Origin of the sequence: Pseudomonas pharyngis (genome assembly GCF_021602345.1) — a bacterium.
GTDB lineage: Bacteria > Pseudomonadota > Gammaproteobacteria > Pseudomonadales > Pseudomonadaceae > Aquipseudomonas > Aquipseudomonas pharyngis.
In genome coordinates this window covers 15,878-40,628 of record NZ_BQID01000006.1, presented here as the reverse complement: position 1 = coordinate 40,628, position 24,751 = coordinate 15,878, and the positions used below count along the sequence as shown (strand labels likewise).

At 60.6% G+C, this 24,751-nt stretch carries 26 protein-coding genes, 1 tRNA gene and 1 riboswitch; of the genes, 17 read left to right on the top strand and 10 right to left on the bottom strand.

Annotated features, from left to right (window positions below; translation table 11 throughout):
• Positions 1-33: 33 nt before the first annotated feature.
• Positions 34-435: a hypothetical protein gene (locus L6D74_RS13945; protein WP_064594097.1), complete on the bottom strand. Its 402-nt coding sequence runs from the start codon at positions 433-435 to the stop codon at positions 34-36.
• A 178-nt stretch (positions 436-613) separates the two neighbouring features.
• A complete protein-coding gene (locus L6D74_RS13940; protein ID WP_064383076.1) occupies positions 614-877 on the bottom strand; it encodes a hypothetical protein in 264 nt (87 codons plus the stop codon).
• A 283-nt stretch (positions 878-1,160) separates the two neighbouring features.
• A riboswitch (guanidine-I (ykkC/yxkD leader) is annotated at positions 1,161-1,261 on the top strand.
• A 63-nt stretch (positions 1,262-1,324) separates the two neighbouring features.
• On the opposite strand from L6D74_RS13940, the gene L6D74_RS13935 reads away from it, so the two are divergent.
• The 15 genes from L6D74_RS13935 (at position 1,325) to L6D74_RS13865 (ending at position 16,899) form a co-directional block, all read left to right on the top strand.
• Entirely contained in the window at positions 1,325-2,392 is a 1,068-nt protein-coding gene (locus L6D74_RS13935; protein ID WP_074691079.1) for a putative urea ABC transporter substrate-binding protein, read from the top strand.
• 18 nt (positions 2,393-2,410) lie between these two features.
• Positions 2,411-3,226 (top strand): ABC transporter permease, encoded by an 816-nt coding sequence (locus L6D74_RS13930; protein ID WP_085611623.1) that lies wholly within the window; start codon positions 2,411-2,413, stop codon positions 3,224-3,226.
• On the top strand, positions 3,223-4,011 hold the full coding sequence (locus tag L6D74_RS13925; RefSeq protein WP_236189564.1) for an ABC transporter ATP-binding protein: 789 nt from the start codon (positions 3,223-3,225) through the stop codon (positions 4,009-4,011). Before L6D74_RS13930 ends, L6D74_RS13925 begins: the two co-directional genes overlap by 4 nt.
• Before the next feature lie 13 nt (positions 4,012-4,024).
• Complete coding sequence (locus L6D74_RS13920; protein WP_236189563.1) at positions 4,025-4,750, top strand: urea amidolyase associated protein UAAP1; 726 nt, start codon at positions 4,025-4,027, stop codon at positions 4,748-4,750.
• 11 nt (positions 4,751-4,761) lie between these two features.
• Entirely contained in the window at positions 4,762-5,403 is a 642-nt protein-coding gene (locus tag L6D74_RS13915) for an urea amidolyase associated protein UAAP2 (protein WP_236189562.1), read from the top strand.
• 280 nt (positions 5,404-5,683) lie between these two features.
• Positions 5,684-9,316, top strand: coding sequence for an urea carboxylase (uca, locus tag L6D74_RS13910; RefSeq protein WP_236189561.1), 3,633 nt, complete (start codon positions 5,684-5,686; stop codon positions 9,314-9,316).
• A 24-nt stretch (positions 9,317-9,340) separates the two neighbouring features.
• A complete protein-coding gene (gene atzF, locus L6D74_RS13905) occupies positions 9,341-11,113 on the top strand; it encodes an allophanate hydrolase (RefSeq protein WP_236189560.1) in 1,773 nt (590 codons plus the stop codon).
• 168 nt (positions 11,114-11,281) lie between these two features.
• On the top strand, positions 11,282-12,769 hold the full coding sequence (locus L6D74_RS13900; protein ID WP_236189559.1) for a sensor domain-containing diguanylate cyclase: 1,488 nt from the start codon (positions 11,282-11,284) through the stop codon (positions 12,767-12,769).
• On the top strand, positions 12,762-12,992 hold the full coding sequence (locus L6D74_RS13895) for a cysteine-rich CWC family protein (RefSeq protein ID WP_039772720.1): 231 nt from the start codon (positions 12,762-12,764) through the stop codon (positions 12,990-12,992). Before L6D74_RS13900 ends, L6D74_RS13895 begins: the two co-directional genes overlap by 8 nt.
• Before the next feature lie 33 nt (positions 12,993-13,025).
• Complete coding sequence (locus L6D74_RS13890) at positions 13,026-13,718, top strand: pseudouridine synthase (protein ID WP_236189558.1); 693 nt, start codon at positions 13,026-13,028, stop codon at positions 13,716-13,718.
• Between the two features lie 316 nt (positions 13,719-14,034).
• Positions 14,035-14,919, top strand: a complete 885-nt coding sequence (locus tag L6D74_RS13885; RefSeq protein WP_236189557.1) for an alpha/beta fold hydrolase — start codon at positions 14,035-14,037, stop codon at positions 14,917-14,919.
• Between the two features lie 170 nt (positions 14,920-15,089).
• Positions 15,090-15,163, top strand: a tRNA-Gly gene (locus L6D74_RS13880).
• Between the two features lie 235 nt (positions 15,164-15,398).
• Positions 15,399-15,566, top strand: a complete 168-nt coding sequence (locus L6D74_RS13875) for a hypothetical protein (RefSeq protein WP_178076167.1) — start codon at positions 15,399-15,401, stop codon at positions 15,564-15,566.
• Positions 15,567-15,882: 316 nt separating this feature from the next.
• Positions 15,883-16,287 carry a type II toxin-antitoxin system HicB family antitoxin gene (locus L6D74_RS13870; protein ID WP_236189555.1) on the top strand — a complete coding sequence of 135 codons (405 nt, stop codon included), beginning with the start codon at positions 15,883-15,885 and terminating at the stop codon, positions 16,285-16,287.
• Between the two features lie 213 nt (positions 16,288-16,500).
• On the top strand, positions 16,501-16,899 hold the full coding sequence (locus L6D74_RS13865; RefSeq protein WP_085648620.1) for a hypothetical protein: 399 nt from the start codon (positions 16,501-16,503) through the stop codon (positions 16,897-16,899).
• Positions 16,900-16,985: 86 nt separating this feature from the next.
• On the opposite strand, the gene L6D74_RS13860 is transcribed toward L6D74_RS13865, so the two are convergent.
• Entirely contained in the window at positions 16,986-17,354 is a 369-nt protein-coding gene (locus L6D74_RS13860; RefSeq protein WP_236189554.1) for a DUF6124 family protein, read from the bottom strand.
• Between the two features lie 528 nt (positions 17,355-17,882).
• Here L6D74_RS13860 and L6D74_RS13855 point away from each other — a divergent pair.
• Positions 17,883-18,611, top strand: a complete 729-nt coding sequence (locus L6D74_RS13855; RefSeq protein ID WP_236189553.1) for a class I SAM-dependent methyltransferase — start codon at positions 17,883-17,885, stop codon at positions 18,609-18,611.
• 39 nt (positions 18,612-18,650) lie between these two features.
• On the opposite strand, the gene tam is transcribed toward L6D74_RS13855, so the two are convergent.
• Together tam and L6D74_RS13845 are read right to left on the bottom strand one after the other, a co-directional pair.
• Entirely contained in the window at positions 18,651-19,421 is a 771-nt protein-coding gene (gene tam, locus L6D74_RS13850; RefSeq protein ID WP_236189552.1) for a trans-aconitate 2-methyltransferase, read from the bottom strand.
• A gap of 162 nt (positions 19,422-19,583) precedes the next feature.
• Positions 19,584-20,669: a type I restriction endonuclease gene (locus tag L6D74_RS13845; RefSeq protein ID WP_236189551.1), complete on the bottom strand. Its 1,086-nt coding sequence runs from the start codon at positions 20,667-20,669 to the stop codon at positions 19,584-19,586.
• A gap of 224 nt (positions 20,670-20,893) precedes the next feature.
• On the opposite strand from L6D74_RS13845, the gene L6D74_RS13840 reads away from it, so the two are divergent.
• A complete protein-coding gene (locus tag L6D74_RS13840) occupies positions 20,894-21,304 on the top strand; it encodes a low affinity iron permease family protein (protein WP_039772727.1) in 411 nt (136 codons plus the stop codon).
• A gap of 49 nt (positions 21,305-21,353) precedes the next feature.
• Here the strand turns inward: L6D74_RS13840 and L6D74_RS13835 are convergent, their stop codons facing one another.
• From L6D74_RS13835 to fos, 5 genes are all read right to left on the bottom strand, one after another.
• Positions 21,354-21,857: a DUF4142 domain-containing protein gene (locus L6D74_RS13835; RefSeq protein WP_064594055.1), complete on the bottom strand. Its 504-nt coding sequence runs from the start codon at positions 21,855-21,857 to the stop codon at positions 21,354-21,356.
• Between the two features lie 75 nt (positions 21,858-21,932).
• On the bottom strand, positions 21,933-22,088 hold the full coding sequence (locus tag L6D74_RS13830; RefSeq protein ID WP_074691067.1) for a KGG domain-containing protein: 156 nt from the start codon (positions 22,086-22,088) through the stop codon (positions 21,933-21,935).
• A gap of 118 nt (positions 22,089-22,206) precedes the next feature.
• Positions 22,207-23,556: a sensor domain-containing protein gene (locus tag L6D74_RS13825; protein ID WP_236189550.1), complete on the bottom strand. Its 1,350-nt coding sequence runs from the start codon at positions 23,554-23,556 to the stop codon at positions 22,207-22,209.
• A gap of 76 nt (positions 23,557-23,632) precedes the next feature.
• Positions 23,633-24,271, bottom strand: a complete 639-nt coding sequence (locus L6D74_RS13820) for a LysE family translocator (protein ID WP_039772730.1) — start codon at positions 24,269-24,271, stop codon at positions 23,633-23,635.
• Positions 24,272-24,331: 60 nt separating this feature from the next.
• Positions 24,332-24,748 carry a fosfomycin resistance glutathione transferase gene (gene fos, locus L6D74_RS13815; RefSeq protein WP_236189549.1) on the bottom strand — a complete coding sequence of 139 codons (417 nt, stop codon included), beginning with the start codon at positions 24,746-24,748 and terminating at the stop codon, positions 24,332-24,334.
• Positions 24,749-24,751 lie beyond the last annotated feature (3 nt).

The window sequence follows — 24,751 nt, the reverse complement described above, 5'->3', positions numbered from 1 at the left end:
GCGGCGCTCAATGCGCCGCTTTTTTGCGGGGGGTTACCAGCGGTTGCCGTGTCGGTTGTAGTCGCCACGTCCACTGTGACGGTCGTAGTTGCCACGACCCCGGCGGTCATCCCAGCCACCGCGACGGTGGTCGTCCCAGCGTCCGCGATCATGACCGTGCCAGCGACGGTTCTCGTAGTAGCGCGGGGCCGGTTGGTAGTAACGAGGCGCCGAGTAATAGCGTGGAGCCGGTTGGTAATAGCGTGGCGCTGGCTGGTAGTAGCGCGGCGCCGAATAATACGTGCTGCCGCCGGTGTAATAGGTGCCACCGCTGTAATACGAAGGTGCCTGCGATGTGTAGACCTCTGAGCTGTAGTAGCCATCTCCGTAGGAATAAGGGACGCATCCGCCAAGGGAAAAAAGCATCACGGTAAACAGAAGAATTCGGCGATACATGGCGGCCTCCTGGACCGCGGGTAGCCACACCAGCGACGCTGGCAGGCGTCAGTCTTTCATTCGGCGACTGACGAAATATCTGACAGCGATTTCGGCATCCGGTGCGTTTCTGCAACAACTTGAAACAAGTGATTGATGAAACCTTGTTCATACAGAAACGCCGTCATTCAGCCGCTGATTAGTGGTGCCCACCGTGGTATCCGCCGCCGTGATAACCCCGTCCGTAACCGCCGCGATAGCCATGGCCGCCGTAGTAATAGCGGGCGCCACCGTAGTAACGCGGGCCGTAATAACCACCGTAGTAATAGGGCGAGTAATAGCCGGGATAGTAATAGGGCGTGGAGTAAACATCGTAGCCGCCGGCGTAGTAGTAACAGCCGGACAGCCCTAGACCGAGCACTGCTCCCAGCAGCACCCGACGCAGCAATTTTGAAATACGCATGGCGGCCTCCTGAAAGACCTGTGACAGCAGTCGGCACAGACCGGCTGACATCAGATTTGACTGGCTGACCGCTACCGAGTGCCCAACCCTCAGGGGCATCGGATCAGCGGCAGCGGACGCTGCATGACGGTGCAACCGCGCACCAACACAAAGCGCCCACAGGCGTTCGCCATCCGCCGCAACGTCACGAAAGCCCGTAACAGAGCGCCCGACCCGACTTGGCACGCCTCTCGCTTTAGCAAACCCGTGCAGGAGTCATCACAGGTTCGCGGCACCACAATTTGCAATGGCTGACTAGGGTTCCGGCTCGCATCTGCGAGTGACTGGTCCGAGAGTTGGCGACCTCCAGTTGAGGTTACACGGCGGGACAAAAGCCCGGGAGACAAGCCACCGTTCGCGGTGCCGCGTTGCCTTCCTGTCCGCCCTCGATCAACTGGAGAAGCCACCATGTCCCGACTACGTTTGCCCGCCCTGCTCGCCGCCGCGTTCGCCGCGTTTATCAGCACTCAATCCCCCGCCGCGCAGAAAGACCACTTCAGTGTCTGCTGGACGATCTACGCCGGCTGGATGCCATGGGAATACGCCGGCAGCCAGGGCATCGTCGACAAATGGGCGAAGAAGTACGGGATCAAGATTGATGTCGTGCAACTCAACGATTACGTCGAGTCGATCAACCAGTACACCGCCGGCCAGTTCGACGGCTGCACCATGACCAACATGGATGCCCTCACCATTCCGGCCGCTGGCGGCGTCGACAGCACCGCGCTGATCGTCAGCGATTTCTCCAACGGCAACGACGGCATCGTCCTCAAGGGTGACGGCAAGAAAGTCGCCGACCTGAAAGGCATGGACGTCAACCTGGTCGAACTGTCGGTCTCGCATTACCTGCTGGCCCGCGCGCTGGACTCGGTCGATCTGACCGAAAAAGACCTGAAAGTGGTCAACACCTCCGACGCCGACATTTCCGCCGCCTTCAACACTGAACAGGTCAACGCCGTCACCACCTGGAACCCGATGCTTTCGGACATCAAGGCCAAACCCGGGGTGACCGAAGTCTTCAACTCCAGCCAGATCCCCGGCGAAATCATGGACATGATGGTGGTCAACAGCGCCACCCTTAAAGACAACCCGGCCTTGGGCAAGGCGCTGACCGGCGCGTGGTTCGAAGTGGTCGAGTTGATGAACGCGAAAAACGCGGCGAGCAAAGCCGCGCTGGAGCACATGGCCAAAGCCTCGGGCACCGACCTGGCCGGATTCCAGGCGCAACTGGACACCACCAAACTCTTCGCCACACCGAAAGAAGCCCTGGCGTTCGCCACCAGCAAGCAACTGCCGGAAACCATGCGCAGGGTTGCCGAGTTCTCGTTCCAGCACGGTTTGCTCGGTGAAGGCGCGAAAGACACCAGCGCGGTCGGCATGGCGTTCGCCAACGGCGTGACCAGCGGCGACACCGGCAACCTCAAGCTGCGTTTCGATCCGACCTACGTGCAGATGGCCGCTGACGCCAAGCTGTAAGCCACGGAGGATTTGGCCATGCGCCTGATCAATCGCCACCCGGATCGCCCGAGTCGCCTGTTGCTGGTGATCCTGCCGTTCGCCCTGGTGCTGTTCGCCTATTTCATGGGCTCGGCCGAGCGCCTGGCGGACAATCCCAACGACAAACTGCTGCCCAGCGCGGTGCAGATGACCGACGCGGTGAAACGCCTGGCCTTCAACGCCGACAGCCGCACCGGTGAATACCTGCTCTGGCAAGACACCGCGTCGAGCCTGCGACGCCTGGCCATCGGCCTCGGCATCGCCGCACTGGCCGGGTTATGCCTGGGCATGGCCGCCGGCACCCTGCCGCTGTTCGGCGCACCGTTGTCGCCGATGCTGACGGTGTTATCGATGGTGCCACCGCTGGCGATCCTGCCGATCCTGTTCATCGTCTTCGGCCTCGGCGAGCTGTCGAAAGTGATGCTGATCGTGATCGGCATCACCCCGGCCCTCGCCCGTGATCTGGAACAGCGCGCCCGGGACATCCCCGTCGAACTGCTGATCAAGGCGCAGACCCTCGGCGCCTCGACCTGGACATTGATGCTGCGTGTGGTGCTGCCGCAACTGTTGCCGCGTCTGCTGATCTCGCTGCGGCTGATGCTCGGTTCGGCGTGGCTGTTCCTGATCGCCGCCGAAGCCATCGCCTCCACCGACGGTCTGGGCTACCGGATTTTCCTGGTGCGCCGTTACCTGGCGATGGACGTGATCCTGCCGTACGTGGTCTGGATCACCCTGCTCGCCTGGCTGATGGATTGGGGCCTCAAATACCTGACCCGTCGGGCATTTCCCTGGTATGAGGGGGCCGCCAAATGAGCTTCATCACGGTGAAAAACGTCTGGCAGCAATACGCCGACCAAGTGGTGCTCGAAGGCTTGAACCTCAACGTCAACGAGGGCGAGTTCTGCACGCTGGTCGGTGCTTCGGGCTGCGGCAAGTCGACCTTCCTGCGCCTGCTGCTGGGGCAGGAAACTGCCAGTCGCGGCGAGATTCTGCTCGACGGCCAGCCGCTGGCCCGAGAGCCGGATGCCAGCCGTGGCGTGGTGTTCCAGCGCTACTCGGTGTTCCCGCACCTGAGCGTACTGGACAACGTCGCCCTCGGCCTCGAACTGCCCCGGGCGCCACTGCTCGGGCGCTTGTTCGGCAGCGCGAAAAAAGACGCCCGCGAACAGGCTTCGGCGCTGCTGCACAAAGTCGGCCTCGGCCATGCGCTGGACAAGTACCCCGCGCAGCTCTCCGGCGGCATGCAACAGCGGCTGGCGATCGCCCAGGCGCTGATCATGAAACCGCGGGTGTTGCTGCTGGACGAACCGTTCGGCGCCCTCGATCCGGGCATCCGCAAGGACATGCACGCCCTGCTGCTGGAGCTGTGGCGCGAGACGCAACTGACCGTGTTCATGGTCACCCACGACCTGTCCGAAGGTTTCAGCCTCGGCACCCGCCTGCTGGTGTTCGACAAGGTCCGCCTCGACCCGCACGCCCCCGGCGCCTATGGCGCCCGCATCACCTACGACATCCCTTTGAACAGCGACCGCCGCGCCCAACGCGCCGCCGTCGACGCCCTGCCCGCCGCGTTGGCCGGCACGCTTCGTATTGCCTGAGAGGACTGCTCCCATGACTGATTCGACCCAACTGTTTCCACCCTTCGCCGAAGAAACCCTGCCCGGTGGCGGTCACCGTTCCTTCGTCCTTAAACGCGGCCAGTTGCTGCGCCTGACCGACCTGCGCGGCGGTGCCAACGTCAGCCTGACCCTGCTCAACGCCAACGAGAAAACCGAGCGCCTGAACCTGCCCGACAGCCTCAAGTGCCAACACACCGCCAAGCTCACCACCGGCCATTGCCTGTACTCGGACATGGGTCGGGTGCTGGCGGCAATCACCGCCGACACCTGCGGCTGGAGCGACAGCCTCGGCGGTGTGCTGTGCGCTGAAGAGGTCGCGGAAAAATACGGCCAGGGCCGCTATCAGGAACTGCGCAACGGCTTCTTTCGCAACGGCACCGACAACCTGCTGGTAGAACTGGGCAAGTGGGGCCTGGGCCTGTCCGACCTGCTGATGACCCTCAACCTGTTCAGCCGGGTCAACGTCGATGAAGCCGGGCGATTCCATTTCGTCGAAGGCCATTCGAAGGCCGGCGACTACATCGAGCTGTACGCGCCGATGGACACCCTCGTCGTCCTCACTGCCCTGCAACACCCGATGGACCCGTCGCCCAACTACGCGCCAAAACCGCTGAAGCTGAGCTGGATGAACGCCGACGCCAGCGTCGCCGAACACTGCCGTACCTCGCGCCCGGAGAACGAGCGCGGCTTTATCAACACCGACCGTTTGTTCGCCTGAGGATCATCGCCATGTCAGTTGCTATCGCCACTTCGCAAAAACAACCCGACGCTGCGGTGTACCGCGCCACCATCCCGGCCGGCGAACCCTGGCTGATGGAGGTCAAGGCCGGCCAGACCCTGCGCATCCTCGACCTTGAGGGCAACCAGGCGGTCGATACGCTGTTCTACAGCCTCGCCAATCCCCGTGAACGCTACGACGTGCAACGCACATTGCGCCGACAAAACAACGTCTACCTGAGCACCGGCAGCGTGCTGTATTCCAACCTTGGCAAACCGATGCTGACCATCATCGCCGACACCTGCGGCCGCCACGACACCCTCGGCGGCGCCTGCGCGCAAGAGAGCAACACCGTGCGCTACGCCCTGGAAAAACGCTACATGCACAGCTGCCGCGATAACTACCTGCGTGCCTGCGCCCACGACGGGCGCCTGGGCAAAGGTGACATCGGGCCGAACATCAATTTCTTCATGAACGTGCCCGTGACCGCCGACGGCGGCCTGACCTTCGAGGACGGCATTTCCGCCCCCGGCAAATACGTCGACCTGCGCGCCGAGATGGACGTGATCGTGCTGATCTCCAACTGCCCGCAACTGAACAACCCGTGCAACGCCTACAACCCGACGCCTGCGGAGCTGCTGGTATGGAACTGACATTCGCCCATCTGCGCCGTTGGCTTTTCGCCCTGTGCCAGGCCCGTTCCGGCCAGTGTCTGAAATCCCCAAAACACCCCTGAACCCTGTGGGAGCTGGCTTGCCAGCGATGGCGTCGGCACAGCCAATATTGATGATGACTGACACACCGCCATCGCGGGCAAGCCCGCTCCCACAAGGTCAATGGTGACTTTCGAAATTGTGATTTTGCCGTCGGGGACGACCCCGGCGCTCATCGAAAAACTGCGGGACGGCCCGCATCCCCTTCAGGGGTTTTGCCATGTTCGAAAAAGTCCTGATTGCCAACCGTGGCGCGATTGCCTGCCGCATTCTGCGCACCTTGCGTGAACTGCACGTCGAAGGCGTCGCGGTGTACTCCGAAGCCGATGCCGCCAGCCTGCACATCCTGCAAGCGGACGAAGCCCACAGCCTCGGTGAAGGCGCAGCGGCCGGCACTTATCTGGCCGTCGAAAAGATCCTCGCCATCGCCAAAGCCACTGGCGCCACAGCGATCCATCCCGGCTACGGCTTCCTCTCGGAAAACGCCGCATTCGCCGAAGCCTGCGCAAACCACGGCGTTGCCTTCATTGGCCCGACTCCGGAACAGCTGCGGGTGTTTGGCCTCAAGCACACCGCCCGCGCCTTGGCCAAACAGCACGGCGTGCCGATGCTCGAAGGCACCGAACTGCTCGACAGCCTCGACGCCGCGCTGACTGCCGGCGCAGAGGTCGGTTATCCGGTGATGCTCAAAAGCACCGCCGGTGGCGGTGGCATCGGCATGCGCGTGTGCCGTAACGCCAGCGAACTGAGCGAGTCGTTCGAGGCGGTGAAGCGCCTCGGGCAGAACAACTTCAGCGACGCCGGGGTGTTCATCGAGAAGTACATCCAGCGTGCGCGGCATCTGGAGGTTCAGGTGTTCGGCGACGGCCATGGCGAAGTGATCGCCCTTGGCGTGCGCGACTGCTCGGTGCAGCGGCGCAACCAGAAAGTCCTCGAGGAAACCCCGGCGCCGAACCTGCCCGACGGCATGGCGGATGAGCTGTGCGCGGCGGCGATCAAACTGGCCAAAGCGGTGAATTACCGCAGCGCAGGCACCGTCGAATTCGTCTTCGACAGCGATGCGCAGCGCTTCTATTTTCTGGAAGTGAACACCCGGTTGCAGGTTGAGCACGGCGTCACCGAACAGGTGTGGGGCGTTGATCTGGTGCGCTGGATGATTGAACTGGCGGCGGGAGATCTGCCGCCGCTGAGCACATTGTTTGAGGGCCTGAAACCGGACGGCCACGCGATTCAGGCGCGGCTGTATGCGGAGGATCCGGGGCGCGATTTCCAGCCGAGTCCGGGGCTGTTGACCGCTGTAGAGTTTCCTGCGGCCAACGGCATTCAACTGCGCATCGACACCTGGGTCGAGGCCGGTTGCGAGATCCCGCCCTACTTCGATCCGATGATCGCCAAAGTCATCAGCTGGGCGCCGACCCGCGAACAGGCCCGCGCCGAACTGCACCAGGCCCTCGGCGACAGCCTGCTGTACGGCGTGGAAACCAATCGCGACTACCTGCGGCAGATTCTGCTCGATGCGCCGTTTGCCAGCGGCGAGCCGTGGACCCGTTGCCTGGAAGGCCTGGTGTACCGGGCCAACACCTTCGAAGTGCTGAGCGCCGGCACCCAGACCAGCGTCCAGGACTACCCCGGTCGCCTCGGCTACTGGGCGGTGGGCGTGCCACCCTCGGGGCCGATGGACAGCCGCGCGTTGCGTCTGGGCAATCGCTTGCTGGGCAATGCCGAAGGCGCGGCGGCACTGGAAATCACCATGAACGGGCCGCTGCTGCGCTTCAATTGCGACGCGGTGGTGGCGGTGACCGGGGCGCCGTTGACGCTGACACTCGACGGCGAAGCGGTGCCGATGAACACCGCGCTGTTGATCGAGGCAGGCAGCCAGTTACATCTCGGCGGTTTGCTCGACGCTGGCGCCCGCAGCTACCTTTGTCTGCGCGGCGGCCTGCAGGTGCCGGATTATCTGGGCAGCAAAAGCACCTTCACCCTTGGTCAGTTCGGCGGTCATGGCGGGCGCGCTCTGCGCGCCGGGGACGTGTTGCACCTGGCCCCACTGAGCAACCGCAGCGCCGGGCAGACCCTGGCCCCGCATCACGTCAGCGAATTGCCCGCCGTGCGCCGGATCCGGGTGATCTACGGCCCCCACGGCGCGCCGGAATATTTCACCGAACACTACATCGACACGTTCTTCGCCACGCACTGGGAAGTGCACTTCAACTCCAGCCGCACCGGCGTGCGCCTGATCGGGCCGAAACCGGAATGGGTGCGCGCCGACGGCGGCGAGGCCGGGCTGCATCCGTCGAACATCCACGACAATCCCTACGCCATCGGCGCCGTGGACTTCACCGGCGACATGCCAGTGATCCTCGGTCCGGACGGCCCGAGCCTTGGCGGTTTCGTGTGCCCGGTGACGGTGATCGAAGCGGACCTCTGGCAGCTCGGGCAACTGAAGGCCGGGGATAAGGTGCAGTTTGAACCGGTCGATCTCAAGACTGCCCGCAACCTCGCCCTCAATTGGGATACCTGTGGGAGCCGGCTTGCCAGCGATGGGGCCCGAGCAGACACCGCGTCACCTTCATCGCTGGCAGGCCAGCTCCCACAGGGTCTGGTTTCGCCTGTGGTTCTGGAGTTGGGTCAGGACGACAAGCGGCTGGTCGGGCGTGTGTCCGGCGATACCCATCTGCTGCTGGAAATCGGCGCGCCGGAACTGGATCTGGTCCTGCGCTTTCGCGCCCATGCCCTGATGCAAGCGCTGGAAGGCAAAAACCTGCACGGCGTGATTGACCTGACACCGGGCATTCGTTCGTTGCAGATCCACTACCAGCCCGAACAATTGCCGCTGGCCGATCTGCTCGGCATCGTCGCCGGTGAATGGGATGCGGTGTGCGCCGCCCAGGACTTGCAAGTACCGTCGCGCATCGTCCATCTGCCGCTGTCGTGGGACGATCCGGCCTGCCAGTTGGCGATCGAGAAATACATGACCACCGTGCGCAAGGACGCGCCGTGGTGCCCGAGCAACCTGGAGTTCATCCGCCGCATCAACGACCTGCCGAACCTCGACGAGGTGCAACGCACGGTGTTCGACGCGAGCTATCTGGTGATGGGCCTCGGTGATGTCTACCTTGGTGCGCCGGTCGCCACCCCGCTCGACCCGCGCCATCGGCTGGTGACCACCAAGTACAACCCGGCACGCACCTGGACCGCCGAGAACTCGGTGGGCATCGGCGGCGCCTACATGTGCGTGTACGGCATGGAAGGCCCGGGCGGTTATCAGTTCGTCGGGCGCACCTTGCAGATGTGGAACCGCTATCGCGAAGTCGCCGCGTTCGACGGCAAGCCGTGGCTGCTGCGGTTTTTCGATCAGATCCGTTTCTACCCGGTCAGCGCCGAAGAACTGCTGCGCATCCGCCGCGACTTTCCCCTCGGCCGCTTCGAGCTGAACATCGAACACAGCCAGCTCAACCTCGCCGACTACCAGGCCTTTCTGCAACGCGAAGCCAAGAGCATCGACACTTTCCGGACGCAGCAACAGGGTGCCTTCCAGGCTGAGCGTGAACGCTGGATCGCCAGTGGTCAGGCGCACTTCGACAGCGAAGAAGCCGTGCCGGACAGCAGCGAAGACACACCGCTGACCAGCGGCCAGCAGAGTATCGACAGCCACATTGCCGGCAACCTCTGGCAGGTGCAGGTCGAGGTCGGCAGTCGCGTGGCGGCCGGTGATGTGCTGGTGATTCTGGAGTCGATGAAGATGGAAATCCCCGTCCTCGCGCCCATGGCCGGGGTGGTACAGGACATTCGCGTGCAGCCGGGATCGGCGGTGCGTGCCGGACAACGGGTCGTGGTGCTGGAACTCGACTGAAACCATTTGCCAAAGGATCAACCCATGAATCTGCAACTCGATGCCCTGCGCCAGGCCTACCGCAATGGCGACACCACACCGCGGCAACTGCTGCTGGCGCTGCGGGACAAAGCGGCGGCGCTGAACCCGGACTATCACCTGTTCATCCACTTGCTCAGCGTCGAAGAATTGGAACCGTATCTGGCCGCCCTCGACGGTCGCGACCTCGACAGCCTGCCGTTGTATGGCGTGCCGTTCGCGATCAAGGACAACATCGACCTCGCCGGCATTCCCACCACCGCCGCGTGCCCGGCGTTCGCCTATGTGCCTGAGCGTTCGGCGACCATCGTCGAGCAACTGCTGGCGCTGGGGGCGATCCCGCTGGGCAAGACCAACCTCGACCAGTTCGCCACCGGCCTAAACGGCAGCCGTTCGCCTTACGGCGCCTGCCCGAACAGCGTGTTGCCGGAATATCCGTCGGGCGGCTCCAGCGCCGGTTCGTCGCTGGCGGTGGCGCTCGGCGTTGCCAGTTTTGCCCTCGGCACCGACACCGCCGGCTCCGGCCGGGTGCCGGCGGCGCTGAACAACCTGGTGGGTCTGAAAGCCAGCAAAGGCCTGATCTCCACCGCCGGCGTGCTGCCTGCCTGTCGCACGCTGGACTGCGTCACCACGTTCACCGCAACGGCGCGGGAAGCCAGTCAGCTACTGGCGCTGAGCGCGCGCCTCGATCCACGGGACGAATACAGCCGCTGCAATCCGTTATGGAACGACGGCACCGCGTTCGGCGTACCACGGCCGTTTCGCTTCGGTGTACCGCGTGCGCAAGACCTGGAATTTTTCGGCTGTGAGGAAGGCCCGCGGCTGTTCGGCGATGCCATCGACCGGCTCAAGGCTGCGGGGGGTGAGGCTGTCGAGCTAGACCTGTCGCCGTTCCTCGAAGCGGCGCGGTTGCTCTATGAAGGGCCGTGGGTGGCCGAGCGCTACAGCGTGGCCGGCGAGTTGATGGAAGAAAATCCCGAAGCAGTGCTGCCGGTGATCCGCGCGGTGCTGGCCAAAGCACCGGCCGTCAGCGGCGTGCAGACGTTCCGCGCGCAATACCGCCTGCAAGCGCTGAAAGCCGTTTGCGATAAAGCGCTGGAAGGACTCGACTGCGTGCTCACGCCCACTATCGGCCGCCCGGTGACGCTGGCGGAACTCGACGCCGAACCGGTGCTGCGCAATTCCGAACTGGGCTACTACACCAACTTCATGAACCTGCTTGATTACGCCGCCGTCGCCGTGCCCAGCGGTTTCATGGACAACGGGCTGCCGTGGGGTGTGACGCTGTTTGGCCGGGCGTTTACCGATCAGTATCTGCTGGGAGTGGCCGATGCCTTGCAGCGCCACCAGGATCCCGGGCTGCCGACGCCAAACAACCCGGCGCGCCATGACCGTGCACGATTGGTGGTCTGCGGTGCGCACCTGGACGGTCTGGCCCTGAACTGGCAACTGCGCCAGCGCGACGCACGCCTGATCGAGGCCACCTACAGCTCGAAGGACTACAAACTCTATGCCCTGGCCGGCGGCCCACCGTTGCGTCCGGGGATGCTGCGCGTGGCCGAAGGTGGCGTGGCCATCGAGGTGGAAGTCTGGGAATTGCCGAGCCGTGAGCTGGGCTCGTTCCTGACCGGCATCCCGGCGCCGCTGGGTCTGGGCAAGGTACAACTGGCGGACGGCCGCTGGGAGAGCGGTTTCATCTGCGAACCCTACGGCCTGGAAGGTGCAATCGATATCAGCCATTTGGGTGGGTGGCGCGCGTATCTGCAAACCGGAAACTGATTCGAAAACCGGCCTCCTCTCGTTCCGGGAGGGGGCTGGATGAGTGAGCCATTCTCCAGACACCCCTGCCCGGCTGATCCCCCCGCATTTCAGGCACAAATCCCGCAGTCTTTTCCCCGCCGTGCCACTAGAATGCTGCCCATCGGGTCACTGTCAACGGAATTGCCAATGCCGCTCAGATCTGCGTTTCACTCCCAACGTTCGCTGGTCCTGACCCTGGTCGCCCTGCTCGGCGCAGGTTTCCTCGCCACCTCGCTGCTCAGCTACTACGCCTCACGGGCGTCGATCCGCGACAACATCGTCAACACCGAACTGCCGCTGACCTCCGACACGGTGTACTCGGAAATCCAGAAAGACCTCGTCAGACCGATCCTGATTTCCTCGATGATGTCCCGCGACACCTTCATGCGCGACTGGGTAGTGAACGGCGAGAAAGACAGCGACCAGATGACCCGCTACCTCGACGAGGTCATGACCCACTACGGCGCCTACACCGCGTTTTTCGTCTCCAACAGCACCCACACTTACTACCACGCCAAAGGTGTGCTCAAGCAGGTAAAGATCGACGAGCCGCGCGATGCCTGGTACTTCCGCGTGCGCGACATGAAGGATCCGTACGAGATCAACGTCGACCCGGACCTGGCCAACAAAGACAACATGACCTTCTTCATCAACTACAAGGTCTACGACTACAACAATCGCTTCATCGGCGCCGCTGGCGTGGGGCTGACAGTGGATGCGGTGATCAAGCTGATCGACAAGTACCAGCAGCGCTATCAACGCAGTGTGTACTTCGTCGACACCTTCGGCCGACTGGTGCTGACCGGCGCCGAGGGCGGGCCGGAAGGTGCGCGGGTCGGGAAAAGCCTGACCGACCTCGACAGCATGAAAGGCCTGGTCAGCCAATTGCCCAAACCCCACAGCGGCAGCTATGAATATTCCACCCATGGCCAGGGGCATTTCCTCAACGTGCGGTTTATTCCAGAGTTGAACTGGTACCTGTTCGTCGACAAACGCGAAGACGGCGCGCTGAGCGAAATCCGCCAGTCGCTGTACCTCAACTTGCTGATCTGCCTGCTGGTGACGTTGATCGTGCTGGCCCTGGTCAACCGCTTGATCCGCCGCTATCAGGAAAAAATCCACGCCCAGGCCACCCTCGACAGCCTCACCGAACTGCCCAACCGCCGCGGCTTCGACCTGCTCGCCGTGCAAGCGCTGCACGAAGCGCACCGTGAGCCGAAACCGCTGACCGCGCTGCTGCTGGATCTGGATCACTTCAAGGCCTTGAACGACACCTACGGGCACATGGCCGGCGATCAGGTATTGATCGGCTTTGCCCGGGATCTGCAAAGTTGCCTGCGACATTCCGACATTGTCTGCCGTTGGGGCGGTGAGGAATTTATCGTGCTGCTGAAGGACACCGATGGCGAGACCGGTCAGAAGATTGCCGAGAAGATCCGCCAGCACGTCGAACAGCATGAATATGCCTACAACGGTCACACCCTGAATCTGACGGTCAGCATCGGCGCCACCACCCTGCAACCGGATGACACCTTGCACAGTCTGCTGTCCCGGGCCGATCATGCAATGTACCGGGCCAAACAGACCGGCCGTAACCGCACCTGCGTGGAAATGCCTCACTCGACCTATGCCTGACGCCAAGAACACACCTGACCTCTGCCCGGCCTGCGGCGCCCGCAACGACTGCACCCTGGCCGACCCGCGCACCGCCGACCGCGCCTGCTGGTGCTACGGCGTTTCCATCGATCCGGCAGTGCTCGAAGCCCTGCCGGCGGAACTGCGCGACAAGTCCTGCCTGTGCCCGCGCTGCGCCCAGGTCGAGGCGCAACTGCAAGCGGCCAGGCCGTCGATCCCGTAAGATGCGCGCCCCGCTTCCTGCCGATTGCTGATCATGCGTGTCGACCGTTTCCTGAGTAACCTGCCCCGCTACAACCGCAAGCAGGTTCGCCTGTTGCTGGTGGAAAAGCGCGTGCGCATTGACGGAAAAGTCGTCAGCGATCCCCACAGCGAAGTCCTGGAGTTCAGCCGCGTGGAGGTCGACGACGAAGTGCTGCAACCCGGCAAACCGGCGCGCTACTTCATGCTGAACAAACCGCAAGGCTGCGTCAGCGCCACCCGCGATCCCGAGCATCCGACCGTGCTCGACCTGATCCACGAGCCGGACAAGGACGACCTGCACATCGCCGGGCGCCTGGATTTCAACACCACCGGGCTGATGCTGATCACCAACGACGGCAGCTGGTCGCGGCGCCTGACCCAGCCGCAGACCAAACTGCCGAAGGTCTATTACGTCGAGACCGAACAGGAGATCGGCCCGGAATATGCGATCAAGTTCGCTGAAGGGATCTACTTCGCCTTCGAAGACCTGACCACCCAACCGGCGCAGCTGCAAGTGCTCGGCCCGCGAACTGCGCGGTTGAGCATCGTCGAAGGTCGTTACCATCAGGTGAAGCGCATGTTCGGCCACTTCAACAACAAAGTGCTGCGCCTGCACCGCGAATCCATGGGCCCGCTGCCGCTCGATCACGCGCTAAAACCGGGCGAGTACCGCGCTTTGCGCACCGAAGAGATTCATTTGTTCTAAGCAGCCGACCGCTCAGCAGAAGTTGTCGAACAATTTACCAACGGCACTTGCGCGATCCGGATCCCCCTGCTTGAATCAGGTCGTCGGCCAAATTGTGACCGATGAGTCACACATAACATCCAAGAAACTTTTTGTCGGTAGACAGCCCATCAAGGCTGCGCCTCAGCCGGCAGACTGCCCGCCAATAACAACACCCGTCGACCTGCCGTACCGGATCGACATGGGCCACAAAATTCCAGGCATATGCCTACCTGTCACAAAGCTCGTGCAATCTCATTTGCGCGCATACCCGCTTGCTTGCCAGGAGTCTTATGACATGAGGCCAGAAATCGCTGTGCTGGATATACAGGGTCAGTATCGGGTTTACACGGAGTTCTATCGCGCAGACGCCGCAGAAAAGACCATCATCCTGGTCAACGGCTCGATGGCCACGACTGCGTCGTTTGCACAAACCGTGAAAAATCTGCACCCGCAATTCAACGTGGTCTGCTACGACCAGCCCTACGCGGGTAAGTCGAAAGTCCACAACCGCCACGAGAAACATCTGACGAAAGAAGTCGAAGGTCTGATCCTGCTGGAGCTGATCGATCACTTCGCGGCCGAACACGTGCTGTCGTTCTCCTGGGGTGGCGCCGCGACCATGGTCGCCCTCGCCCGTCAGCCTCGGCGCATTGAAAAAGCCGTGATCAGCTCGTTCTCGCCAGTAATCAACGCGCACATGCTTGATTACCTCGAACGCGGCGTCGAATGCCTCGGCAAACGCGACGGCGACCGAGTCGGGCACCTCGTCAACGACACCATCGGCAAACACCTGCCGTCGCTGTTCAAGCGCTTCAACTATCGCCACGTCAGCAGCCTCGCTGAGCACGAATACGGGCAGATGCATTTCCACATCAACGACGTGCTGCACAGCGACCGTCAGTGCTATTTGAACGCGGCGAAGAAAATCAACGTACCGGTGCTGTTCCTGAACGGCGAATGGGACGAATACACCGCCGCCGAAGACGCCCGACTGTTCGGCAACCACGTCGCGCAGAGCACCTTCACCACCCTTCAGGCCACCGGGCACTTCCTCGACATGGAACACAAATCCGCCTGCCGGGACAGCCAGAACGCCCTGCTCGGTTTCCTGAAACCGGCGCAACAGGCCAGCCGAACGCGTTACCAGTTTGTCCAGGATCACCATGCATTGGCCATTTGAAACAGTGTCGTCGCGAGCAAGCCTGCGAGCCTGAGATTCAGCCGTCCTCCAGCCCGCAGCGCTTGCCCGCGATTGACCGATTTCGGCTCTGTTTCAAGACTTTCCGTAGTTCGCGTGCAAAGAAAACTTCAAATCCGTGGCCGAGTCTGGTACAAAGTCAGCCGCTCTGAGCGGGTGTCGTATAATGGCATTACTCCAGCTTCCCAAGCTGATAACGAGGGTTCGATTCCCTTCACCCGCTCCAATCGAATTTATGTCCTGCGTCGTGGTTTGACGGGGGATGCGGAAACAGAAAAACCGGCCTTGATGGCCGGTTTTTTTGTGTCTGCGTTTTGAGGTCAACTGCTTGTTCGGCAAAGAACAATTCAGAAACACACCGTTGATTGCAGTTACGCTATTCCTCCTTATGTTTAGCCGCCAGATAAGCATACGAGGTATGACCTAATGGTTATGCTTGGGATAAATCACGGAGCAACCCCATGTCTTCCATGAAACCCGGCCCCCAAAAGGAGTACACGAGTCCATTCGCAGACTTCATTCGTAATGCGAAATCGGAAGAAAAGAAGCGCGTTTACAGTGAAGTGCTGACTGAAGCCACCAAAAAACAGAATGAAGTGATGCTGGCTGCACGTGAAAAGCAAGACTGATCACGTTAGTGGATTCAAAAATTGCCCGGCCAAGTGCCGGGCTTTTTCATTCTGACGTTGGCGTGGTTCTCAACTTTTTCACGAAAAGAATACGAGAGTCTCGCGCGGATCATTACAGGGGAGAAGTTCAGTAGACCGGCGTAGATGGCCGTTTTTTGAGGCCTGTTGTCTAATGACACGCAAGCTAGTTTTGAACCATTCAGAAACAACACGTTGATTGAATTCCCCCCGGCTGCGCTTACGCTCCTGACAATCAGGCACTCATGTCGTGAGCGCTCTTATACCGAAGCGTTAGGCCTCAAGGAAAATAATCCACATGCTTTATCCAATCGCAATATCTCCCAGCGACGGCGACTCAACATGGGGGGTTGAAGTACCAGATCTCCCCGGTTGCTTCTCCGCCGGAAACGATCAGAACCATGCGCTGGAAATGGCCAAAGAGGCGATAGAAACCCACATCGCGATTCTCGCTGAGGGCGGTGCCGTGATACCTGCCGCCAGCAAGGTCAGTAACCATGTTTCCGATCCGAGGTTTGAAAACTGCGTATGGGCGTTGGTGGATGTGGACATCAGTCAGTGCCTGGGGAATACGCAAAAGGTCAACATCACACTCCCAGGCTACTTGTTGAGCCGCATAGACCTTCACGTCAGCCAGCATCCGGAGGAAAAGAGTCGTTCCGCATTTTTGGCTTCGGCTGCGTTGCGTATGTTGAGTTCGTGAGTAATCTCTCGCCGCACACAAAAATGGCGTGATGCTCGCCATGTTTTCAGACGTTTCCCAGCGATCAGTTCTTGAGATTCCGCTAGCATTCGCACGCCCAAGAGGACGCTTGGGGTTAACGGACGTACTCAACAAGGACGACTCATGCTTTCTTCCGCACGCTTGGGCGATAAACACGTTTTTTCATTGCCAGGACATGGGGAGATGTAGTCCGTGTCCACGAATGCAAGTAAGCGACACCCGCTCTATCTCGTTATGCGGTTACTTATTCTTGTGGTGTTGACGTATCTGGTTTGGTACGTCGCAGTGCCACGCGTCGAGATTGATTTCTCGAAAGAAGGCACAGGTGATTTGAGGTTTGTGCTGAATACGCAAAATGAGATCTTTCGCGGAAACCTTGCCCCCGGAGAGTCTACGGGCGGACCAGGGCATCTGTTTTCCGATGATGACTTTTTTATGGAGTTTGATTGGCGTAATTCCGGGCAAAATCATTGCATCAGGATCACCCCGAAATGGCCCACGACTAAAATTCATATCGGGAGCAATGGCGAGGTTGACCGTGGCGCTGGCAGTGGCACCGATGTCGATCAGTTGGAGCCCTGCGCACCTTGAAGATTTATACGAAACAACCTTCGTAAAGAAAAACCGGCTCACTGAGCCGGTTTTTTTATGCCTTCTGAAACATTGCATCAACGCAGTTAACTCTTCACCTCAACATGATCCAGCGCCTGATTCACCGCCAATTCCCCCAGCATCACCAGTTGCGCAATGCCTATCGCGGTTCTGCGGTGGGTGGGGTCGAGGGTGGCGGCGAAGTTGTTGAGCATCTCGGATGCCGAGCCCAGTGATTCGCTGGCGTTGGCCAGCAGGGATTCGGTGTCGTAGGCCGGGTTGGCGAAGTACATCGGGTCGGGCTGGTTGGTCGTGCCCATGACATGAGCGCCGGGGCAGAGGTAGTGATCGAGGGCCCGGTTGGCGGCGTCGTGGAGTTTTCTGGAGTCGACTGAGGTGTAGGGGGATGTAGGGTCGGTTTCGACTTCTGGGGGATTCGGGGTTGGCTTCTTCATAATGGCTTCTTTCTGGTCGATAGTGGAGCTGACCTACTCGGTTCCAATCGAAGAGGTGGCAGCTGTACGCGAGTTGGAACCCGGGCGAAAAAAGCCAAAAGCCCGACAGACTCGAAGTCTCTCGCGCACAGCCGCCATAACAGAGTGCACACCATGAAGGCGGGCAAGCATACGTCATGAAAGCTGCTTTTGCTTTTTTGGGAAGTCGCCGGGGTTCCAATCCCGATCGCCGATTCATCAGCGACCCTCACAGGCTAGAGCCCGCACTTCCGACGGACAACCTGAAAACCGTGTGGGAAGGTTCAGTAAACAGGGCCAACTCTTTAAACATCCCGAATCGAAAAACCACGTTTACAGATCCCCAACACTCCCCCGGTTCTCACACTCGCCACGACCCGCTAGCATTTCCCCATCGCCCACCACCCTCCCCCTGCGCGGCCATCGACGAATACGCGCCATCACGTTTCGAGGGATTCAAAACCGTGGCCTGCGAGCCACCCAAATCAAATTCAAATGAGCAGCAAATCCATGACCCAGAACATCTACGACGACCCCGAATTTTTCCACGGCTACAGCCAGATGAACCGCTCCATCGGCGGCCTCGATGCTGCGCCGGAATGGCCGGCGCTGAAAGCCTTGTTGCCCTCCCTGCACGGTTTGCAGGTGGTGGATCTGGGCTGCGGCTACGGCTGGTTCTGCCGCTGGGCCAGCGAACACGGCGCTGCCCAAGTGCTGGGGCTGGATGTCTCGGAGAAAATGCTCGAACGGGCGAAGGAAACCACCTGGGCCGCGAACATCCGCTACGAACGTGCCGACCTGGAACACCTCGACTTGCCTGCGTGCACTTACGATCTGGCCTACAGCTCACTGGCGCTGCACTACATCAAGGATCTGTCAGGGCTGTTTGCCAAACTGCATACGGCGCTTAAACCCGGTGCGCATTTTGTGTTTTCCATCGAGCACCCGATCTTCATGGCGCCGCGCAATCCGGGCTGGCTGATCGACAGCGAGGGCAACAAGCGCTGGCCGCTGGACAGTTATCAGAGGGAAGGCGAACGGGTGACCAACTGGCTGGCCGATGGTGTGATCAAGCAGCATCGTACGGTCGGGACTTTGCTCAACACACTGATCGACGCCGGGTTCACGATTCAACACGTCAACGAATGGGGCCCGAGCGATGCAGACGTGGCCGCGCAACCGGCCCTCGCCGAAGAACGCGAGCGGCCGATGATGATGCTGGTCGCTGTACAGCGCTGACCGTAAAGAAAGGGCCGATCAAATCGGCCCTATTTCGTATCAACGTGTGGCGACAATGAACAACCGTGGAAACGGCAACAGCACCGAACCATCCGCCAGCGCCGGATAAGCCTTCGCGACCTCCGCCAGATAGTGCGCCAGATACTCAGCCCGCTCCGCTTCCGTCAACGGACTGAGGAACGGAATCAAACCACTGCCCTTGAACCACTCGACAACACCCGAGGCGCCGCCCACCAACTGATGGTGATACGTCGTGCGCCACACATCGACCCGCGCGCAATGCGGCCGCAGCATCGAGAAATAAGCGCTGGCATCCGCCATCTCGGTCCGCTGGCCCGCCGCGCCCGCCAGTTTGCTGGCCCACGGCCCGTTGGCCGCCACTTCACGCATCAACCGATGGGACGGCTCGTTGAGGTTGTCCGGCATCTGAATCGCCAGACTGCCACCCTGCGCCAACTTTCCCGCCAGTGCCGGCAACAACGTCGCGTGATCCGGCACCCACTGCAAAACAGCGTTGGCAAAGATCACATCGAACGGCCCTTCATCGGCCCATTTATCGATGTCCGCCACCGCGAACTGCAACTGCGGCAGGCGCTTGCGCGCGGCATCGATCATGTCCGGCGAACTGTCGAGCCCCTGCACTTTCGCGCCCGGAAAACGCTCCACCAGCAACTCGGTGGAGTTGCCCGGACCACACCCGATATCCACCACGGAACGCGCCTCGGGCGTGGGAATTGCCGCCAGCAAGTCGCGGGCCGGGCGGGTGCGTTCACCTTCGAAAGTGACGTATTGCTTGGCGGACCAGGTCATTGCGTTCTCCTGTAAGGACTTTTGCAGTGGTTCGCTACGATACATCGACTCCCTGCGCATTCCCTATCCGACTTAAGACGTGACGGCGGCGAGCGTCTTTTTTCGTGGACTTTACTTGCATAAAAAAACCGGCCGATGGCCGGTTTTTTGGAAAGTCTCACACTAGTCGTAATAGCCCACGGTCTTTTTCAACTGATCTGAATACTCGTAGATATCATCCACGGAATTAATGGGATGGCGAGTTTCGTTTTTCTCCTCGTCGAAAATGCCAATGTACTTCTGCGAACGGTTGAAATGCAGGCGGCAAATCGGCTTTCGGTTGTTATCGTCCAGCAGGATGCCAAAGTAGCTCTGTGTATCGCGCTGAACGATTCGTTTGGCATCGACCACGGATCGAACCAATGCACGAACAATGTGATACCCCTCCAGTTCCTCCAGAGTGGTCAAAACCTTATCGTCGGACTCATCACGGGGATCTACCGGATCCGTCCCTCCGGACGCGGCCGGAATAGACGCTAGCGCCGGCTGGATCGCACCACTCATGGCCGACTTGAGGCGGTCATTGATCTGGTCATTGAGAAATTGAACGACCGCTTTTCTCGTCAGTTCGTGAAACTGATCCCGCACCTTCTGCGTAATGACTCCGTCGTAGACTCGCGAAGCAAACACTTTGACGAAATCGTCATCCGGCTTGCTGACTTGCGAGGCGATAACTTTTTTGATCTGGCTGACGTACTTCAGCTCACCCGCCGCGTTGATGATCGAATCAACGTCGAACGCAGACTTGGTGAGCTTGATAAGTTCTGGCACCGAATATTCATCAATGTCCAGAAGGTCCAGTTCAAGGAAGGGTTTTTCATCCATTTTGTTCGGCGCATCCAGGTCAGTGAAGAACTTGTAGACCTGGCCGTTGGTGAGGATGGAGATTCGAGCGCTGGTTACGTGGAAATAACGGAACAGTTGCGAGGCGTGATTGATGTGCAGTGGCTCGCCGATTTTCTTGCACTCGATGAGGATCTGCACTTCGCCCTCTTTCATGATGGCGTAATCGATTTTTTCGCCCTTCTTCGTACCGACATCGCAAACAAATTCCGGCGTCACCTCTGTCGGGTCGAACACGTCGTAACCCAGAACAGTACTGATGAAAGGCATGACAAACGCATTTTTTGTCGCTTCTTCCGTCTGGATTGCAGCGCTCTGCAACCGGACTTTGGCGGCAAGACTGGCTAACTTTTCGAAGAATTCCATGAGCGGCCTCTGACTGGGTTTCTATCCGTGCACTCGCATGCTGGCAAATTGACTGCCATTTCATCCTAGACGCAAACCCATACAAAGAAAGTTCCCACTTCTAAAAGGGTTCAAAACCGTGACCTGGAACAGTCAAGTTTCAAAGACCGCAAGTCTCTGTAAGTAGAATTTTCCGCCCCCCTCCGATGTCTGAATTTCAAGCTCCCCCCACAAGGAAAACGGCCATGAAATTCGCAAAAATCTCCCAGAAGCTCGCCCTCTGGGCCGGCAGCCCCAAGACGTTCATGGGGGCGTTGATTCTGATCGGGCTCTGGGGGTTGAGCGGGCCGATTTTCGATTACAACGACACCTGGCAACTGATCATCAACACCTCGACCACGATCATCACGTTCCTGATGGTGTTCCTGATCCAGAACACCCAGAACCGCGATACCGACATCCTGCATTTGAAACTCGATGAACTGCTGCGGGTGAACAAGGAGGCGCAGAACGCAATGCTCGGGCTGGAGTCGCTGGATCTCAAGCAGCTGGAGGCCCTGCGCCGGCATTACCGGGCGATGGGTGAGAATGAGGTGTTTGACCTGGAAGGTCTGGGGGACAAGAGCAAGCCGAAGCAGGATCTGAATGAATGCTGAAAGGCAAAAAAAACGGCGCTAAAAAAGCGCCGTTTTCATTGCTGCGGATTCAGCGACTAGCCTGAAGGGCTCGGGCCATTTCCAGATGACTCTGCAGTTTTGGCAGGGTCTCGTCGGCAAACGCCTTGATCTCCGGCACGTCGGTGGTCTGAGCCTCCTGCTGGATCTGCTGAATGGCCTCTTCCGTGGCTTTGACCTGGCTGGCGGCGTAGGCCTGATCGAAGCTGGCGCCTTCTTTGACTTCGGGCATCAGCGCTTTGGCCTTGTCGGCAACTTCTTCGCGGGGCGCCACCGGCAGGTCCAGTTTCTTGGCGATTTTCGCCAGATGCTGGTTGGCGGTTGTGCGGTCGTTGATGACGACGATGGTGTAATCCTTGACCTCTTTGGACTCGGCCTTGCTGTGCGCCAGACGACTGGCCTCAATGTCGGCCATGCCTTTGGCCGAGGCCTCATTGATGAAGTCGGCAGGCGACTGGGCAAACGCGCTGCTGGCGAACAACCCCAGCAGGCTGACAAAACTGATGTGGCGTACTCGGGTGGCCATCCGGCTCATGGTCGCGCCCTCCTTCTTTGCAGATTCAAGCGGGAGCTTGCGCCCCCGCCTCTCAATCAAAACAACCTTCACCGACTACTTCGACTTTTGAGCAGGCTTGCGGCCCATCTCGGTTTTAGGCTCTTTATCGACCGTCGTGGTGGTGGTTTTCCCACCTTTGCGACCGGCTTCAGACGCCTTGGTCTTATCGTTGGCGAAGTTTCCCGAGTTCGAGTTTCTTGAATTAGGCATGATTCTCTACCCCTTGGTATTTGATCGCGGCGAGCAGGTGCCCGCCTAGATTGAGAATTTCCTGACCGCCAAAGGTTTAGAAAAGTTGCCGTCGCCGCGACGAACGGTGAGCTGCCAGTCAGTGGTCCAGCGCCCGATGATTCAAACGTTTGGCAGCGTACATGGCCTGGTCGGCGTGGCGGAACAGTTGCTGTTCCTCACGTCCATGCTCGGGATACCGGGCCACACCGATGCTCGGTTCGATGTGCAGGTTGTGCCCGTCCAGGCGCAGGGGTTGCACCAATACCTGTCGGATCTTTTCCGCCACGCTGTCGGCATCGTCGGCGGCGTGGACGCTGTGCAGCAGCACCACGAATTCGTCGCCACCGATTCGCGCCACGGTGTCGGTCTCGCGCACGCAGCCCTTGAGCCGGTTGGCCACCGCCTGCAAGAGCATGTCGCCCACCGCATGGCCAAAGGTGTCGTTGACTTGTTTGAAGCGATCCAGATCGACGTACAGCAGCGCCATGTGCCCGGACTGTTCCCGCGCATGGTTCAGGGCAGCCTTGAGGCGCTCGCGCAGCAGCTCACGGTTGGGTAATTGGGTGAGTTGGTCGTATTGCGCCATGCGCCGCAGGCGGGCGTGCAGTTGCTGGCGTTCAATGGCGGTGGCGACCTGGGCACAGACGTATTGCAGCAGTTCCTTGTCGCGTTCGGTGTAGCGCTCGCCACCGGGCAGGCTTTTGACGATCAGCGCGCCGATGGTGCGGTCTTTCGAGCTCAGCGGCACACCGAGCCAGCACGGCGATTGCTGCCCGGCCACCAGCGCGGCGAACTCCGGCGGCGCGTGGGGGCAATCCGGGGTCAGGAGGATTGGCTGGCGGCTGCGGATCACCTCCGCACACAAACGCCCGGTGACTGTCCCGGGTTGTTCCGGTTGCAACTCGTCATCGTCAACGTGATAGGGGAAATTCAGCTGCGCGCAATGTTCGTCGTACAGCGCCACGGAGAAATTCAGCGCCGGCAGCCACTCGCCAATAATCATGTGGATGCGCTTGAACAGCGCCAGCAGATCCTCCGCCGCATGGGCCGCTTCGGAAATGGCGTACAGCGCCGCCTGGCGCGACTCGGCGAGTTTGCGCTCGGTGATGTCCCGGGCCACGGCGATGCGCAGTTGGTCGACCTCCGACCAGCGCGCCGACCACAGGATATGCACGACGCTGCCGTCCTTGCGCACATAACGGTTTTCAAAATTGTGCTTGGGTTCGCCGCCCATGATGTCGTTCGCGGCAGCCAGGGTGCGCTCACGGTCGGCCGGGTAGACGTAGTCGATCATCGACTGGCCGATCAGCTCGTCAGGCGTGTAGCCGAGAATCCGCTCGCAGGCTGCGCTGACAAAAACGAAACGGCCCTGCTTGTCCACGGCACAGACGGCGTCCAGCAACAGATCGATGTAACTCGCCAACGGCGCGGAATTTCGGCTTTCCATGGTTCAGAAAAGGTGTCCGGACAATGCAGCGCTGATCCACCGTCCCTGACCCCGACCTCGCATCCTGCGATCGATTTCAAGCCTTGTTCGGCATCAACCCCGGCAGTGCATGCACCAGCGCGTTGATGGCAAAACCGATGAACATGATCCCGCACAACCGGGTGATCGCCAGTTCATGACGCTGGTACAACGTACGCACCTGCCGCGCCCCGACGATGCCAATGAGGATAGCGTAGGCGAGCAATCCGCCGAGGAAACTCAAGGCGATCAGCATTGGCAGCATCGACCAGTTGAGCAGTTCGGCGCGGCTCGACAGCAGCGCAGTGAATGTCGCCACCGCCACCGGGTAAGCCTTAGGGTTGGTCAGGCCGAACAGGATGCCGTGCCAGAACGGCTGACGCGCCGCGCCCTGGGGCTGATCGCCGTTGCTGCGCTTGGCCCGCACCGCGCGCCAGCCGAGCCAGAACAGGTACAGGCCGCTGAGTACGCCGAGCACATCGAACGCGGTGCTGCCGATTTCCCGGGCGCCGACAATCGCGATCAGCGCGGTGCTGCACCAGATCACGTCGCCCAGCAGATGCCCGCACAGGAATCCCGCCCCGGCCCGTCGTCCTCGCGCGGCGCCGATGCCGAACACCGCCAGCACGCCCGGCCCCGGCGTGATGCCGTAGATGAAACCCGAGGCCAGCACGGCCATTAGCAACGATGGAGTCATGGAAAACCTGCAAGTCCCGGAAAACGTGGCCGCCAGTCTATCCCAGCAGTTTGTGAATATTCACGACTCGTTGAAAAAACCCATGCCCGCGTAGGGCTTTTGCCGACACGCGGCCAGTCGCGAGGCCAGGTCGCCGACGTGGGCTTCGAGTTTGTGCCCGTCCGGGTCGAGGAAGTAGAACGACGCGCCTTCGCTGCGGTTGTCGCGCCATTCCTGCACGTTGGCGGCGCGAAGCTGCTGTACGAACAGCGGAAAATCTTCAGCGCCAATGCTGAAGGCGTAGTGGGTATAGTCGGCGGCGGGTTCGGGATGGCGCTTCGGATCGAGGGACAGGCACAACCACAGGCCCGGGAGCGACAGGTAGGCACCGGCGTCCCACGTGGCTTCGACCCGCAGGTGCAACACGTCGCGGTAGAACGCGAGGCTGCGGTCCAGGTCGGTGACGGCGAGGGTCAGGTGGTTGAGGCCGGTGAGCATCGG